The sequence below is a fragment of the Pseudoalteromonas prydzensis genome, assembly GCF_011050055.1.
Lineage (GTDB): Bacteria > Pseudomonadota > Gammaproteobacteria > Enterobacterales > Alteromonadaceae > Pseudoalteromonas > Pseudoalteromonas prydzensis_A.
Map to the genome: position 1 here is coordinate 58431 of NZ_DRGM01000187.1, position 16797 is coordinate 75227.

Consider the following 16797-nt stretch of genomic DNA (forward strand, 5'->3'; position numbering starts at 1 on the left):
CGCTTTTTTTAAAACAGCTTACCACTGTATTTCATTGATAATATAACCAAAATAGCTTTGCTCTCCGACTAGGTTTACTTTTTTATCCTTAAGCGTTAATAATTCTGCTTTATCTAAATACCATCGTATTGAATGTGTTTCTTCATTTGCTAAATCGGCAAATGTGAGTTCTACACAGTGCGACTCATAATCACTACTACATGTAGTTGCCTCAACTAACAGGTATTCTTGCGACCAATACTCCGCTAAACGGTACTGTGCCCATAACTGTATTGGGATGTTAATGAACGTCCAAAAGTAAAAGTAAATAAATACCGGCGTAAAAAGCAGCGTAAAATACTTAACTAAGCGTCCCTCATAAATAAAATGTTCATCTAAACTTTCCTTCACTTGAGCAAAATTTTTATAGCGACTAAAAAGATAACCGATCGTTAGCACTGTCAGCGTGGGCAAAACCCACTTGAGAATAAAATTGTAATTAGCGTTAGGGATAAATGCGGGATCAACACTTTCATGCCAGATGATAAAACCGCAAGGCATGAAGCAGGTAAGTAATAAGATTAAAATCATCCAAAAAAGCTGAGGTTTTGCCATAAAAATTTAAAATCCTTATAAATTATGACTTGAGATGGCGTAACATGCGCTTATTATACAAGCTATTGCAGTGTAATTTAAACAACACTGTACCGAAGGTAAGCAAAAAATAGTATTTTTCATCTAAAGCTCTGGTAAGCCAAGATAACCTGCCACCTTCAGTACAACATACTAAAGAAAACGAGCTTAATCCTTAATCGCTTCTTCAATTGTGTGCGTATTTACCAGCTGATTTACATTGCCTTTTATCACAACGGTTGCAGCTATTTTGTCTTGAATTGCTTGGCGGTTTGGATCCCAATAAACTTGTAAAAATCCTAATAAGCCAGTCGCAAACCCTGCTCCATAACCACCGTAGCGGCCAAACGCATCCCATAAACTTAAATATTCACCACTGAGTGCGACAACGCGAATATCGCATATTTTTTTGCCCGGTGTTTGGCCTTGCCAAAGCAGCGAAAATAACGTGAAGTACACGGCAGCCCAACCAAAACCAAGGCCTAAATCTTGAATGATGCCCTTGCCCCACTGCAGCACGCTATTTACGGGTTCTGTTTGCGCGTTTTCGTCTTCAAGAGCAGGCTTAGCACCATCAGCTTCAACCATTACTTGCAATAACACGCGAGTGACCTGCTGATTTTCAAGCCCCTCAATTTGGGAAAGTGTCGGTACTTGCGTCAGTAAATTAGCCAATGCATTACTTTGGCATGATTGGTCACAATGTTGATTTTGCGCTGTGTTAGCTAAATACGTCTGGATCAGCTGCTTTTCGTCTGTAGTTAATGGCATTTCTTGGTTGATTTTTATCCCTTGAATTGCGCTATCGTCCTCAAAAAAATCAATGGCGAGTGAAAGTACTGCCAACGAACTTACAAATAATATACTGGCCGCGGTCACTTTTAGTACTCTACGCCAAAACATCGACATTTTCGGTAGATGCTTTTGCGCTGTGCCTTTATAAAAAGCCATTGCAGCCACAAAGGCGATTAACGCAGCGCTGAGTTTTGCTGCTACAAAAATCAACATAACATCGATTACCATCGCGAGCGCACGGCGAGTCGGTGAAGCAAGTGGCAACCCCAATAACGCTTGATCAAGCTCAAACGCATAAGGGGTAATAACTTCCCTGCTTTCAGCACGCGTTAACCCTAACTCTTCTATTTGTTCGACTTTCATTTATGCTCTCGTCCTTAAACATTATTCCGCGCTGTTACAGCAGCTTTAACAAATTACTTTTTTATCAAACCATTAAAGCCAAATTATCTATAAAGGGTTTATTTTCTTCATCAATGATTTGAATTATCTGTTTGTGTAAGCGTTTTTTATGCTCAGCAAAAATGGCGCGTTTTTTATCAAACGTAGCGGCAAATGTTATCGCATCAATAAGTAAGCTTTGCTGATCTGTTGAGGCTTTTTCAATAACGTGATCAATTGCCAGCTCTGCTCCAGATACGCGACGCCCTGTTAGTTTCATTTCGTTAAAGCGGTAGTAAGGCATGGCTTTTTTTACAAAAGCTATCATGCCAGGTAAAAATGGGATTGATAAATCCACTTCAGGGAAGCAAAAAAAGCCGCGATCGCCGCGCATAAATCTAAAGTCACAGGCGCAGGCTAAAATAGCCCCATTACCAAAAGCATGACCATTAATAGCGGCTATCACTGGCATAGGAAAAAGCAGTAAGGTTTTAAATACATCGTCCATGTCGTACATAAAACCACGTATTTCATCGGCCTTTTTTGCTTGCATGGCAGGTAACAACCAATCGGTGTCGATGCCTAAACTCCAACACTTTTCATCGTTTGAAGTGATCACTAGCGCTCTGTGGTTTTGGTTTGCAGCAACTTCTGCAAGTGTTTGTTTTAGTTGTTTAGCAAACTGTGGATTTTGGCGATTTTCGCCGTTTGTTAGGGTAATAACTGCAACGCTGTCTTGAGTCGTTAATGTCATAATGCTCATGCAAGTACCTTGATATTTTTATTGTCATTATTTGATAAGGCTCCTCTTTAATCTACTGAGGAAGATTAACTTATAATGCCATGATTAATGTTTAAGTTACTAGCTTTGCTATTTAAAAAATTGCTGTCGTGGAAAACTAATAGATTGTTTTAAAGGTAAATATCCATAACAATGCTTACTCAACTATTTAATCAAACACGGGTGAAGACGTATGGGCAAAACCGCAATCGTAATTGGCGCAACAGGCTTAGTAGGCAGCCAATTAGTTAAGCAACTCGTTGGCCAAGCACATATCAGCCAAGTAATTACCCTCACTCGTCGCCCTGCACCATACAAAAATGAAAAAGTGATTAATCATGTGGTTGATTTTGATCACTTAGCCCAGCATGCATCACTGTTTAAAGCGGATATATTATTTTCATGTTTGGGCACCACCAAAAAAGCAGCTGGCTCTATTGCCGCTCAACGTAAGGTGGATTTTTATTATCAGTTAAAAGTCGCTGAACTTGCTGCAAAACACGAAGTACACCATTACTTGCTAGTATCCTCCAGTGGTGCAAATGCCAATAGTGGTAACGCATATTTACAAATGAAAGGTGAACTTGAAAATACTGTCAAAGAACTGCCATTTAAGCGTATTAGCATTATTCAGCCATCGTTATTAGTTGGCGAGCGTAATAACGAATTTCGCCTCGCTGAAAAACTAGGCAGTGTATTGTTACCTATTTTATGTTGGTTACCTAGGTTGAGAAAGTATCGTCCTATCACAGGCAAACAAGTTGCAGCAAAAATGTGCGCGCTTAGTACTAAACCGAGTGTGGGAGTTGAGTATTTTAAATTAGATGAGCTGTTTTATACATAAAGTACATTGTCGCATGTGATAATTTCAAGCTAAGTTAGCGTTTATATGAAAAACATGGATGTCACTGTTATCTTTCAAACCACTAAAGCAAAAACCAAGCTTTACAAATATTTACAAACCAAGGATTAACAATATTTACATCTGTAATTATTAAACATATATTTAGTATCCGTCAAACTACCCCTAAAAATTATATACATGGAGTTTATTTTGAAATTACTAACAAATTTGCTTTTCTTATTTTCAGTGCTTGCTTTAAGTGGCTGCGCCCATCAGATAAGCCTAAACCCTGATACAGAGAATCTTAAAGTTACAGAGCGTAAGTCTACATCAGTTGTAGGATATTACATCTCTGAAGATAATATTAAAAAACAAGTGAAAACACCGGGTGGTGGCGGTGATAAAGTGAGCTATAAACCTTATAAAGATACAGAAGCAGCTTTATATACAGTACTATCAAATAAATTTGATAACGTCTATCGTCTTGAATCATTGACTGATAGTGAGTTTTTAAAAAACAAAAATATAAAATATATATTTGTTCCAACCATAACAACAAATTCTAGTTCTGATAGTGTATTCACATGGCCTCCAACAGAGTTTACATTCACATTAAATTGCAAAACACTCGATAGCGAAGGGAATGTTGCATGGAAAAGTGAAGTTAATGGTCTTGGCAAAGCTGAATTTGATGAATTTAAAAATGACTTTTCCTTATCAGCAAAGCGCGCAACTGAAGAAGCATTTAATGGGCTAGTTGCAGAACTAGACAAATCAAATTTATAAGCGAATAACAATGAAATATAAAAGTTTATTAACTCTAATTACAGTTCTTGCTTTGAGCGCATGTACAATTCAGGTTCCCCCGTATCGCGCAGATATTAGTAATGTATCAAAATTAAAAGAGATTCCAAACGAATCTGTATCTGTAGGTAAAATTAAATCAGAAAAAAACCTAAATAAAATATCACTACGAAGCTCTCCTCTGGTTTCATCTGTTGGCGATAGTTATGGCGAGTATATCGAAAATGCCTTACTACAAGAACTGAAGCTAGCCAAATTATGGTCAGGTGTTGCCAAAAAGCAGGTTTCAGGCAGTCTAGTTGATCACGATATTGACGTAACAGGTTTCTCAGAAGGTGATGCATTTATAAAAGTCAATTTTGTTGTTTCAGAAGGTAATGTTAATTTATTTGAAAAAACAATATCAGCGGAGCACACTTTCGACTCATCTTTTATGGGCGCAATTGCAATCCCGAATGGACAACAGAGCTATGTAGAATTGGTGCAAAAGCTACTTAAAAATTTATATTCTGATAAAGATTTTATAGAGGCAATAAAATAGAATATCTCTTATTTTATACGTTTTAAGACAAGTTATTCTATCACTGTAATTGAATTAACAGCTTCTACACAAAAAGCCAGCAAATGCTGGCTTTTTGATTAACGCTTATTTAATTATTTACCAAACTCTGTTGGCGCTGGCGGCACAACCAATGGTTTTTTCGGATTTGTTTTAAGCTCTTTTAACAGCTCTTGTACAGCACGCTCAACCGAGGGATCTTGCCCAGCTTGGATAAGTTCTGGGCGGTCTATCACTTCAATATCAGGGCTTACGCCTTCATTTTCGATGATCCAGTTACCGTCGTTGTCGAGTATTCTAAAGGTAGCAGCGATCACAGAGCCACCATCCACAAGCCCTGGGTTGCCTGAGATACCAATTAAACCACCCCAAGTGCGAGTGCCAATTAGTTTACCTAAGCCTGCTTGGCGGAAGTAATACGGCAGTGCGTCACCACCTGAACTTGAGTAGCCGTTGATCAGCATGGCTTTTGGTCCATCATGGGCAAACTGTGGCGTTTTAGTGGGTTCAACACCACGACGTTTCCAATAATTAAGCGGCTTACGTGCCAGCCAAGTGATCATATGCTCAGGAATAAAACCGCCGCCGTTGTAACGATCATCAATGATCATCGCTTCTTTCGTTGTTTGCGGTAAGAAGTTTTTAAACAATGCACGGTTACCTTCGTAGTGGGTATTAGGTAAGTGAACATACCCTATACGACCGTCGGATAGTTTATCGACGTATTCAGCACGGCTTTGCGTCCATTGTAAATAACGTAAGCCTGTTTCACTTGCCACAGGTTTAACTGACACTTTCCAGCTATTTTTAACACTTGCTGACTTACTTAGTAATAACTCAACAGGTTTGCCCTGAGTGTTTTCAAGTAACTCATAAAAGTTAACCACCTCTTTTACTGAGCGACCATTAACCGCAATAATATAGTCGCCAACGCTTGCGTTAACGCCCGGCTCATTAAGTGGTGAGCGGAAGTTCTCGTGCCAATTTTCGCCTTTAAAGATGTTCTCAATTTTCACAAAGCCTGATTTATGCGCGCTAATTTCAGCGCCTAATAAACCATGCTGTAAACGTGTTGCCGTTGGCATATCGCCAGAATTGACATAAATATGCCCAGAGTTAATCTCGCCGGCAATTTCACTTAACACGTAGTCAAGGTCGGCGCGATGTGCGATTGCATCCGCCATTGGCTGATAACGTTTTAAAATAGCATGCCAATCTTGACCATGATGATTTTCATCATAAAACCAATCACGTAATGTCCGCCAGCCTTCGCGATACATTTGTGCCCACTCGGTTTGCGGATCAATTTTTAGCACCATGTCGTCAAGGTTTAGTTGCGTGGCTTTTAAATCTTGCTTTGCGGCAGGCGCAATAACACTGTAGTTATCGCCAGCACGAGCAATTATATGCTCGCTACTTGTTGATACTTTATAGCTACTAACACCCGCGGCCACAGTGGCAATCTCACCATCAACAGCATTTGGGATAAGCTTTAGTTCACCGCCAGATAAAGTTAAAACTCCATCTTTAACACCGCTTAATGCGCCGTAGTTGCCTGCAGGCGCATTGAGTGCCACCGCACGCTGCATAAAACCTTTACCATCAATATGATTACTCGGCGCTTTAGATGAGGCGTCGTCTTGCTTGTCCTCCACAATACTGGTTTCATCAGTCAACGGGGCATTTAGCGGTTTGATTTTATTGTTTACTGCAACCGCGTAAATTCGCGTGGCATTATTAAACATATAATCAAATTCATAACTACTAAAAGTTAAGTTAAAGTCGCGCTCAGAGGTAAAATACAATTGTTGACCATCAGGCGAAAACGTTGGGTTTCTCTCACTGCTCATATCGTCAGTCAAGCGAGTCAGGTCTTTTTCTTTGATATTGTAATGCCACAGTGATGCATAACGGTTTTCGTTATTTTTAACAAACACAATATCTTCACTATTTGGTGACCAAATATAGGTGGTTAAACCGTCTTCTTCATACTTTGCGGTATCAATTTTATGCTGCTTGCCGGTTTTTATATCAAGCCACCATAAGCTGTGATTTAGATCGGCAAACATTAATTTTTTATTATCTGGAGACCAAACTGGCTCAAAACGCCAAATAGTGCCATTACTCGTCAGTTGTTTAACCTTGTTGTTATTGGCTCGGTCTTGGATATAAATTTCGTACTCGCCACTTTCATCGCTCATATACGCCACATAACGACCATTTGGTGACCAAGATGCTGCTATCTCTCGCCCTTTTGGCGTCTGGCTTAAATTACGGGTTGGGCCATTTTTAACAGGCACTGAAAACAATTCACCACGGGCACTAAATAACACGCGTTTGCCATCGTGAGATACATCCATTGAATCAATAAAACCGGCTACATTTTTACTATAAGGCATAGTGTATTCACGGTTACCCTGCACATTAATAGTCAGTTTTTGTGTTTGTCCAGTGGCATCATCAAAGCGATATAAATAACCGCCATTTTCATACACTATGGCATCAGGCCCTGCTGATGGCCAAAGTACATCAAACTCGCTGTGGTTAGTGACTTTTACAGGCGCTTTACCGTCTTGGTGTTTATATAAGTTTAAGGTGTATTCTTTATCAGAAACATAGTAAATGTTGTCGTGCACCCAGGTCGGTTGCTGCTCAGTAGCAGGATCACTGGTTAGTTGTTTTGAGGTATTATTTTCTAAGTTATAAATCCAGACATCTTGCGCACGACCACCACGACTACGCTTCCAAGTACGAAACTCGCGGTCAATGGGGGTATATAAATACTGCTTGCCATCAGGCGATAGCATGCCGCCGCCCGTTTCAGGTATGGCCAATGGCCGCTCTAAGCCACCATCAGCAGGCACCATGTAAGGACGTCCGACACGCTTACCATATGGTGTGCGATTAGCTCTGAATACAATATGCTTACCGTCTGGCGTCCAATCAAGTACGCGATAATCAAACCCGCCACGCGGTGGCATCACACCCACATCATTGTAGTAAGTTAACTGTTTTAGCTGTGAGCCGTCGCGGTTCATTACATACACTTGGCGGCTGCCATTGTATTGCGCTGAAAAAGCAATTTTGCTGCCATCAGGTGAAAACTTAGGGAAGGTTTCAAAACCAATATGATCAGTTAAGCGCGTGCTGTTACCCGTTTTGATATTTGCTATATAAATATCACCGGCATACACAAAGGTGACTGATTCTTTATGAATATCAGGGAAACGCAATAAGCGCGTGTCGTGTGTTTCGTAAGCTAGAGCCACCGATGAGATTGCCGGTGACACTGCTACTGCTATTGCGGTTAAAAAAGTACGTAATTTCAACTTAACCATCCTTATGTTGTTATTTTATATCATCATAACAACATAAAAATGGATTGCAGCTTTGTTCGACAAATTACTGTAACAGAGTGTAAATAACGTTCATGAGCAATAACAGTTAGCCGCTCTATTTAGCCTACTTTAGGTAGCTGCCTTTTATCAATGACTTTAAATGTAGTTAAATCAACGAGCATTGAAAACACGTCAGCATTATCGATAAACAACATAAACAGATCGCCTTGTTCATTAACAGCGTACTCAAGAATGCGGTCGTAGCCTGTAAGAACCTCGCTATAACCACTGCCATCAATTTTACTTAATGCAAAAGTGCTTTTATCTTCGTTGCTTAAAAGGCCGTCGTTATTTGTGTCGTTTTTAATAACATGATAGGCAATACCCGCCGCTTTTGACTGCGAATCAAATTCAGATAAATACAATGGAGAAATATCAGTGATCAACTGATCTGTCGTATCAAAAAGCCAATTTGCATAGTTTGTTTTACCATTGATAAACATCACATTTTTTGACCGTGTTGGCTTGTATTTCGAAGAGAACATTGCACGAACCTCCGCTTCAGCTTGAATGCTTGCTTCAACCGTTAACTTTTCAGACTCTAGCTCTATATAATAAAAGTCCGTTTCTCCTACTCTTCGCGGGTAGCCCAAACGCCACTTTTCTTCTTCGTTCTTGTCATCTGCTAAATTTAATGCCGGTGGCTCAACGTCGTTATCATTAAATACTGTTGTAACAAGTTGGACTGAAATTAACGCAGTAGCAATTAAAACCCCGACTAATAAAATAATTCCATTTAAGTTCCATACCCATTTAAAAAATTTATCTGAATTCATGCTTTCCCTATTTTTAAAAAAAGTGATCAATTTATCTGAACATACGTATTATTGAGCTTATCTATAACACAAAGCTTTGCGATAAAAAATGACAAAAAACCCTACAACTAGTTTGCTGTTACTATCAGGTTCCGGCGATTTAACTCTGCACTGGCAAATAGTTAATGACTCAGTAATGGGCGGTTTATCGACCAGCCAAGCTTATGAGAAGGATAATAGCTTAATTTTTACAGGCCACGTTTCTCTTGAAAATAATGGGGGCTTTGCTTCAATACGCACAACAATAAACACCAATAAAGAAAACGCCAATCTCATATCTTTACGGTTCAAAGGAGATGGTAAAACGTATCAACTTCGCTTAAGAACGAGTCAGTACCTAAACGGACCAGCGTATACAACCTCATTTGCAACATTAAAAGATCAATGGCAAGTCGTTACATTCTCACCAACTGACTTTAGTCTCACTTACCGTGGTAAAACCTTAGAGCAGCAACCAGAGTTAACGTTTAAAGATGTACAACAATTGGGCCTTATGATCGCCAAAAAACAGCAAGGTAATTTTCAACTCGAATTAGCGCAGATAAACTTTGAGCATAAATAGCGTAAATTAAGCTGTTGTATTGGTAGTATTAAAATTATTTTTTGAAATCATATTCTTCGTTATCTCGCTTTTTAAGCTCTGTGATAACCATTTCTATCATCTGTTTCTTTATTTCTGCGTGGTTGGACTTTAGCTCGTTAAGTTGCTGAACTAATATATCAATTTGCTCTTGCTGTTGAGAATCTCGGTATTTTTTCGCACCTGTATGCTCCGGCTCTATTTTTAAATTTTGCGCTTCGGTGTTTTTTTCCAGCTGTATAAAATTGCTAGTGTGGCTTTCAAGCTTGAGATTTCGCTGAATTGGATCTTGTTTTAATTTATTAATTTGTTCTTGTAGCACGGTGATTTTTTGCGCTAAATCTTCATACACTTTTTGTAAATTGTTATACTGTTCAGCAAAATTCACATCCTCTTCGCTGTACTCTTGCGCTTTAGCATCTAAAAACTCAGACAAAATATATTCAGGCTGCTCTGTTTGCGCTGCTTGTTCTTCAAGTCGTTTTTCGTATTTACTTTGCAACCCATGAGCTTCAGGAACAGTAATAACAGGTAAGATCTTCATATTTCATCCTTAAAATTATCCTGGTAATAATATCGGCACAAAATAATAAGACTTTAGCTTTCTTTTGCAAAAACATTACCCTTTGTTATTACCCAAAGGTTAGGAAGCTACTAATGGTTAAACGGCCTGTTGATGGGTTACTAGATAGCCCTAAATCAGGGTTAATATTACCAGAATGCAAGGCATTACTTGGATATACAATAAGCCTATTCGGTTTCGCCTCTAGTGAGGCTATTTGCTCAAACAGTGTTGTATCGCTGGTAATATAACGTGGACGCTCGTGGAGCCTTTGAGCAATGGCTTGCTGTTTGATCATTGCACGATACGGTGCGAGTCGCTGCTGCGTTATACGTTCAAAGCCCGATGCTTTATGCCGATACAAGGACGTTCCACCATATGCTTTGGCACATAAAAAGTGCACAGCGGCAAGCTGGTTAACGCTAGGAGTATCAAAGTGAGGCAGCATTTGAATCGGCCTTAATTTTGTAACCGGTGTTGTGGCAATTGAAAAAGCAGAAAAAATCACCTTCATGTCATGGCTATCGATAAAATTGAACGACGACTGTAGGATAGGAAATAACTCTTTAAGTTGCTCACTATAGTTAGCCGGTGATGGTTTGCGAACCCCTGGATATAAATCCCCAGTGCATGCAGTAAAGGCCGAGTTATGCTCAATGTTTTCGCAAGCACAGGCGATAAGTTCATTATAATTTAAACTTAAATCATCAATCACTAAAACAGGTATGCGCTCATTCCCAACAACTAAGCGTGTAACTTTCATTGCCGGATTTAAAAAAGTAGCACTAGTCATGTACACTAACTAACTGCTGGTTTTTACGTTCAATAAGTGGATACAGTTGACCCAATGAATTGATCATCGTGTAGATTGGTTTAAGCTGTTGTGCTTTATGCAAACGCCCTATTTGTTCAGCATCGAGTGCTGCTACTTTCTCTTCACTTACCGTATATAGACCGTTTAGACGTGAGCTTTGCTTATTGCTAAAGGTAACGTCAAGGGAAAGAGGCTGCACTAAATTAAGCGCTAATAATGTGTCGATCAGGGCTTTATTTTCTATTTCGCCTTGTAATAAATACCCTAAACATTGTTTCATTTTAACAAAATAATCACTCTCATCCCCGCTGTCAGTAAATAATAACTGGATGTCACTAGCGTTATTTTGCGCTGAGTCACGCACTATTGATGGGCTGTCTAAGTTTATACAAACCGCATAATCTCCCGCTACTTCAGTGTCTATATCACCGACAAAAAATGGCTGTCTTTGAAGCTGTAATGGTATGTATACTCCTTGCCATTGACCGTCTTTCGAAAATAAATTTTCATGTTGCTCAAAACCTAATAATGCCGTTAAGGTAAATTCGCCTGTTTCACCACTTTTAGCCAGTACGATCGGATGTTGCACAGATACTTGGCTAAATTCAGCAACCACCACGGGAAGCATATGTTGTGCAGCACTGTGTTCTTGAGTTTTCACGGTATCAATTTTTAAATGTTTGTGAGCACTGTAATTAATTGCAACTAAATTAGTCATATTGTTCTCTTTATTCTGTATATTTCACAGCACAATTAAATTGCACTAAACCCATGCAGCTTAATTTTATCAAGTAACTCTCTGTTACTCGGTAATGTTGTAACAGCCTGCTGGATCATATGTTTATTTTTAGCAAATTGGCTCTGTGCAAATGTTTTATCATTTAATAAGTAAGGCGAGTTGCTGTAATCACTTTTAAAGCCCATTCCATACAAGACATACTGATAGCTTGCAGCAGGAAACACTTCATTATTACTGGCAAAATCATAATCAGCAGGCGCGCGATATTGCCAAAGTTGCATTAAATCTTGCAAGCTTTGTGGGATCGTTTGAGGATCGCGATTATCTATCCAAAACGCATTATCGGTGCGCTTACTCAAAATATAGTGCAGCTTTAAAAAGTCGATTATTTTCCCCCAGCGGTAGAGAAATGTATCGTTAAAGCGTTTCGCTGTAATGTCCATCACCTCGCGAGTCGGTGGCAATTGTTCGCTAATCATTTGCGCTGACATCTCAACTAGCACAAGTGCGGACGCTTCAAGTGGCTCTAAAAAGCCAGCAGATAATCCAACAGCAACACAATTATTTTGCCAAAAGTGACTGCGATGGCCACTTTCTATCGGAATTTTTCTGATTGTTAGTGAATCAATCTTATCGCCTATATACTCGGCAAGCCTTGCCCTTGCTTGCGATTCAGTACTGTATTTACTGGAATACACATAACCAACACCACGGCGATGTTGTAAACCTATATCCCAGATCCAACCTGCTTCTTGCGCCGTCGAGATCGTATGTGAAGCGATCGGACTACTGTCATTTTCATAGGGTACCTGTACTGCTAAAGCCGTATCTATGAATAAAACATCACGATAAGATTTAAACGGCACTTGATAATGACCTCCGAGCAATAACGATGAAAAACCACTGCAATCAACAAATAAATCGCCACTTATATTTCCGGCCTGCTTTGTTGTTAAACTGCCAATATCACCGTTGTCGATGCTGTTAACTTGAATAACATCAGCTAAAATATGCGCTACCCCTAACTTTTCGATACAGTGTTTTTGTAAAAACACCGCAAATTTAGCTGAATCTAGATGATAAGCGTAATTGGCGACAGCGCCATATTCAGGCGTTCTAATCGTTTTTGGCGCAAGACCTTGCTCGCAAAGTGCTTCTTGAAAACAGACCGCATTAGAAAACGATGACGATTGCTCACCATCGTTTAACCAATATCCTGCCATATCTGCTTTAGTGAACCCTTGCGGTAAAACCAATGGGTGATAATAATAATCATCTTCGCCACCATCCACCCATTGTGCAAACTTAGCACCTTGTTTAAAACTAGCGTCACACTCACGGATAAAGTCGGTTTCACTGATCCCCAAAGCGATTAAAGTGCTGCGCATTGTTGGCCAAGTACCTTCACCAACCCCAATAATTGGTACGTTTGGCGATTCGACTAAGGTGACCTTGACGCCAACGTCTGTATTACTCTTATGCTCTGCCGCCAACCGCCCCGCGGTTAACCAACCGGCAATACCACCACCCACTACAACCACTGTGTTTATGCTGTTTTTTTGTTGTTTCATTTTAATACTCGCGTGGATTGCAATTAAAAGTGACTTTTAATCAATACATAAAAGTCACTTTATTTAGCAGATTAATGCTTAGAAGTTACCACGAATACCGAACATGAAACGGCGACCGCTGTCTTCAATTTGTAGCATGTGATTAGCAAAACGACCTCGTTTGTGAACATACTCTTGGGTTAGATTAATACCTTCAATGAAGACTGTGACCTGTTCGGTTAGATCATAACTAATGTTCGCATCAAGCTGTGCATAATCTTCGACAATAGTTACACCATCACCATTAAGTTGACTTAACGATTGCACAAAGCTGTCTCGCCAGTTGTAAGCTAAGCGAGCTTGAAAGGCATCATTTTCATAAAAACCGACCACATTATATGAATCACTTAAGCCTGTAAGAGCAAACACTTGAGTAATATCTGCTGCGTCTAACTCTTTGTTACTATCTACAATAGTGGCATTAACCATAAAACCAAAGCCACTGTCGAAGGTATGCTGTAGAGCGACTTCCCAGCCATCAACAATGGCTGATTCACTGTTATTTGGTATTGTATTGGTAAACACCGCGGTGGTGTCTGCTGAGTCTGGGCTATCAACATCATTGCCTGTGGAAGGATCAGTAAGTAGACCGCCACCGGGCAGTGCAAAGGTTAAGTCTTCAGTGGTATTGATAATGAAATTAGCAACATTCTTTCTAAAATAACCTGCCGATACATAACTCGCATTACCGTAGTACCATTCTAGAGATAAGTCTAAGTTATCAGAAGTAAAAGGAGCTAACGCTGGATTACCAGAGCTGGATGTTAAATTGCCACCTTGCCGCGTTGTTTCTATCACTGTGACCGGTGACATACTATCGAGCGTCGGCCGAGTGATTGTTTGTGATACCGCAGCACGGGCAATTAAGTCATCATTGATTTCGAGCTTAAGACTAAAATTAGGTAAAATGGCTTCATAGTCAGCATTAGCTGAAATAGATTGAACACTGCCATAATTAGCTAACATTTCTGTTTTATCTAAAATTGACAATGAGTTAACGGGTTCATCGCTGCCTTTTACTTCAACATCAGTCGTTTCATACCTAAACCCAGCTGAGGCAAACAAAGGCATACCCGCAAGCTCTGATTCAAAATCAAATTCGCTATACAAAGCAATTGTGTCTTCGGTTATTTCAAATGACTTATTACGCTTTACTGCATCAAAGCTAATTGGCTGCCCATTTGCTGCGGCATATTGCTCTAGATAAGCAAAGTTTGCTTCACCATCATGCGCAAGCCAAGATGTCGGCATACGACCACTACCACTGACGTTATCTAAAAAGTCATCGCCAGCATCAAATACAAACTGTGCAAATCCGTCCATACTAGGCATATCTGGGTAACCACAGAAAGTACAATGGATACCCACCCCTTCATTATCCCAACGTTCAAGACTTTTAGTTTCGGATGAATACATTGCACCAAATTTTACGGCTACAAGACCCGTATAACCATCGTTGTACCAGGTACTATCCCAACGAAATTGATCAACGGTATCTTCGACCGCCCAACCACGACGCAACATAACATGAGCTCGGCTATTTGCCGGATCTAAATGATTTGAGACCCCATCAGGGCTAACTGCCGGATTATATGCGCTGCCATCTAGTTCCTGTTGACCACTGTAAATACTGTCATCAGCCGCTGCAAACTCACTGGCATAAGGTAAGATCCCTTGATCAACTTGAAAGCGCACACGGTTTGCATAACCAATCAAAGATAACTGATCACCGCGGCCATTATTTGCTTCCCGCTCAGCCTTTGAATGACTTAAATCAAAATTCATTTTTAAATTATCGTTTACGTGCCACTCTACATTAAAGCCAAGCGCACTGGAGTTTGTTAAGCGGTCGAATTTTTTAGCATGCATGTCTGTTGCTAGACCCACTTCTTGATAAAGGTCAACCACAGTGCCATTTTCGTCAACTGTCGGACCATCAGCATCACCAAACCCTGCTAAATTGGGTGCAGTAAACCAATGCCCGTAAGACGTGGTATCGGCTTCTACATCAAAATCAGAATAAAGTGCGTCTGCAGTGATCACTAAATCATCTGACGGCGCATATTGAATAACTAAATTAGCATTGGTGCGAGTACGCGTCTCGGTGGTTACTTTATGGTCATAATTACGGGGAGAAAATATATTGCCAGTATAGGCTTGTCCGCTTTGTGTTTGCGGCTTAGGCACGCCAACATTTTCTAACCAGCCATCTACTTGTGCTTGATTTAACCGGGTTCTTCGTTCTTGACGTGACACAGCGAATAACAAACCTAGGGTATCGTCATTAAATGTATTACTAATTAATCCTGATACCTCTGGCGTTGTTTCTTCACTATTGTCGTCATAAATACCTTTTATGCTACCGGCTACTTTAAAGCCATTAATAGCAAATGGACGAGCGGTATTTACATTGATTGTTGAGCCTATACCACCTGACTGCTTTGTTGCGGTTGATGTTTTAAATACATCTAAACTCTTAACCAGCTCCGACGCGATAGTATCAAAACTAAATGCTCGGCTTTGGTTTTCAGATGCCATTTGGCGGCCATTTACCAGCACGGTATTAAATTGCGGGCCGAATCCTCGTACCGTAATTAATTGCCCTTCTCCACCGGAACGGTCAATCGAAACACCGGTGATACGTTGCAATGATTCCGCCAAGTTAGTATCGGGGAATTTACCAATATCTTCTGCTGAAATAGAATCGACGACTCCACCCGCTTCGCGTTTGGCATCCATTGCGCGTCCAAGTGATCCTCTTATCCCTCTTACTTCAATTATTTCAGGTCCTTGCTCTGCGGTATCGGCTACTGTAGGCAGTGCAACGCTACTAAGCACTGCGAGTACGGCACTCGCCACCCCGTTTTTTTTATAATTAGTCATGTTGTCATTTCTCTCGAAGCGTGGATCTATCGAAATAGATATTTGCCCATCTTCGCTGACCTGTGATAGTAAGCCTGTGCCTGCGAGTAAACTATTTAATGCAGTTATTATTGAATACTCACCAGTAATATTATTCGTCTGTAACTTTTGAATTTTATCCAACGGAAACAATAAGGTAATATCAGCTTGCTCGGCAAAGTTAATCAGCGAAAGATCAGCCCTTTGTCTTGGAATATCAAACATAATCTTGTCATTTTTAGTACTTGCTTGGGCCTCGGTATTAAACAAAGTAAAAACCAAAACCAATACATAAGAATGCAGCTGAGATGTTTGATATTTCATGTGTATAGTTTTTCGCCATACACAAAACAAAGACGAGTGACTTTTTATTTTCCCCCATAAATATTTTCGATTATTTACAAATAATATATATTTTTGACTAGTCATACTGAAAATTGCTAAGCCTTTTTGTTTTTATTGTTACTAAAATACAGCGGCGAATTATTCAATTTTGAATAATTTTACGCTTGCAAAGTAATTGCTATTTTTATCCGCTAAAGCCATTTCTAAAATTGCTGCAGATCGTCAATTAGAACAAGTAATTATTCCGTGTAACGACC

General features: G+C 39.9%; 14 protein-coding genes. 4 read left to right on the plus strand and 10 right to left on the minus strand.

What is annotated here, in order from left to right; genetic code table 11:
• Positions 1-18: 18 nt before the first annotated feature.
• From ENH88_RS19125 to ENH88_RS19135, 3 genes are all read right to left on the minus strand, one after another.
• A complete protein-coding gene (locus tag ENH88_RS19125) occupies positions 19-594 on the minus strand; it encodes a hypothetical protein (protein ID WP_304184745.1) in 576 nt (191 codons plus the stop codon).
• Positions 595-780: 186 nt separating this feature from the next.
• Entirely contained in the window at positions 781-1770 is a 990-nt protein-coding gene (locus ENH88_RS19130) for an RDD family protein (RefSeq protein WP_304184746.1), read from the minus strand.
• Between the two features lie 64 nt (positions 1771-1834).
• Positions 1835-2551 (minus strand): enoyl-CoA hydratase/isomerase family protein, encoded by a 717-nt coding sequence (locus ENH88_RS19135; protein WP_304184747.1) that lies wholly within the window; start codon positions 2549-2551, stop codon positions 1835-1837.
• A gap of 211 nt (positions 2552-2762) precedes the next feature.
• Between ENH88_RS19135 and ENH88_RS19140 the strand changes: the two genes are divergently transcribed.
• The 3 genes from ENH88_RS19140 (at position 2763) to ENH88_RS19150 (ending at position 4758) form a co-directional block, all read left to right on the plus strand.
• Positions 2763-3413, plus strand: coding sequence for an NAD(P)H-binding protein (locus ENH88_RS19140; protein ID WP_304184748.1), 651 nt, complete (start codon positions 2763-2765; stop codon positions 3411-3413).
• A gap of 210 nt (positions 3414-3623) precedes the next feature.
• The gene (locus ENH88_RS19145) at positions 3624-4199 is read left to right on the plus strand and encodes a hypothetical protein (protein ID WP_304184750.1); all 576 of its coding nucleotides are present in this window, start codon (positions 3624-3626) and stop codon (positions 4197-4199) included.
• Between the two features lie 10 nt (positions 4200-4209).
• On the plus strand, positions 4210-4758 hold the full coding sequence (locus ENH88_RS19150; protein ID WP_304184752.1) for a hypothetical protein: 549 nt from the start codon (positions 4210-4212) through the stop codon (positions 4756-4758).
• A 113-nt stretch (positions 4759-4871) separates the two neighbouring features.
• Here ENH88_RS19150 and ENH88_RS19155 read toward each other — a convergent pair whose 3' ends face one another.
• Both ENH88_RS19155 and ENH88_RS19160 read right to left on the minus strand, forming a co-directional pair.
• On the minus strand, positions 4872-8114 hold the full coding sequence (locus ENH88_RS19155) for a S41 family peptidase (protein ID WP_304184753.1): 3243 nt from the start codon (positions 8112-8114) through the stop codon (positions 4872-4874).
• 119 nt (positions 8115-8233) lie between these two features.
• On the minus strand, positions 8234-8950 hold the full coding sequence (locus ENH88_RS19160; RefSeq protein WP_304184754.1) for a hypothetical protein: 717 nt from the start codon (positions 8948-8950) through the stop codon (positions 8234-8236).
• An 88-nt stretch (positions 8951-9038) separates the two neighbouring features.
• Between ENH88_RS19160 and ENH88_RS19165 the strand changes: the two genes are divergently transcribed.
• The gene (locus ENH88_RS19165; protein WP_304184755.1) at positions 9039-9551 is read left to right on the plus strand and encodes a CIA30 family protein; all 513 of its coding nucleotides are present in this window, start codon (positions 9039-9041) and stop codon (positions 9549-9551) included.
• Positions 9552-9585: 34 nt separating this feature from the next.
• Here the strand turns inward: ENH88_RS19165 and ENH88_RS19170 are convergent, their stop codons facing one another.
• The 5 genes from ENH88_RS19170 to ENH88_RS19190 all read right to left on the minus strand — a co-directional run bounded on the left by ENH88_RS19170 (position 9586) and on the right by ENH88_RS19190 (position 16624).
• On the minus strand, positions 9586-10113 hold the full coding sequence (locus ENH88_RS19170; protein WP_304184757.1) for a hypothetical protein: 528 nt from the start codon (positions 10111-10113) through the stop codon (positions 9586-9588).
• A gap of 88 nt (positions 10114-10201) precedes the next feature.
• On the minus strand, positions 10202-10924 hold the full coding sequence (locus ENH88_RS19175; protein ID WP_304184759.1) for a DUF6445 family protein: 723 nt from the start codon (positions 10922-10924) through the stop codon (positions 10202-10204).
• Positions 10917-11663 (minus strand): SapC family protein, encoded by a 747-nt coding sequence (locus ENH88_RS19180; protein WP_304184761.1) that lies wholly within the window; start codon positions 11661-11663, stop codon positions 10917-10919. The genes ENH88_RS19175 and ENH88_RS19180 overlap by 8 nt, the downstream gene beginning before the upstream one ends.
• Positions 11664-11698: 35 nt before the next feature.
• A complete protein-coding gene (locus ENH88_RS19185) occupies positions 11699-13255 on the minus strand; it encodes a tryptophan halogenase family protein (RefSeq protein ID WP_304184762.1) in 1557 nt (518 codons plus the stop codon).
• A gap of 78 nt (positions 13256-13333) precedes the next feature.
• Positions 13334-16624, minus strand: coding sequence for a TonB-dependent receptor (locus ENH88_RS19190; protein WP_304184763.1), 3291 nt, complete (start codon positions 16622-16624; stop codon positions 13334-13336).
• Positions 16625-16797 lie beyond the last annotated feature (173 nt).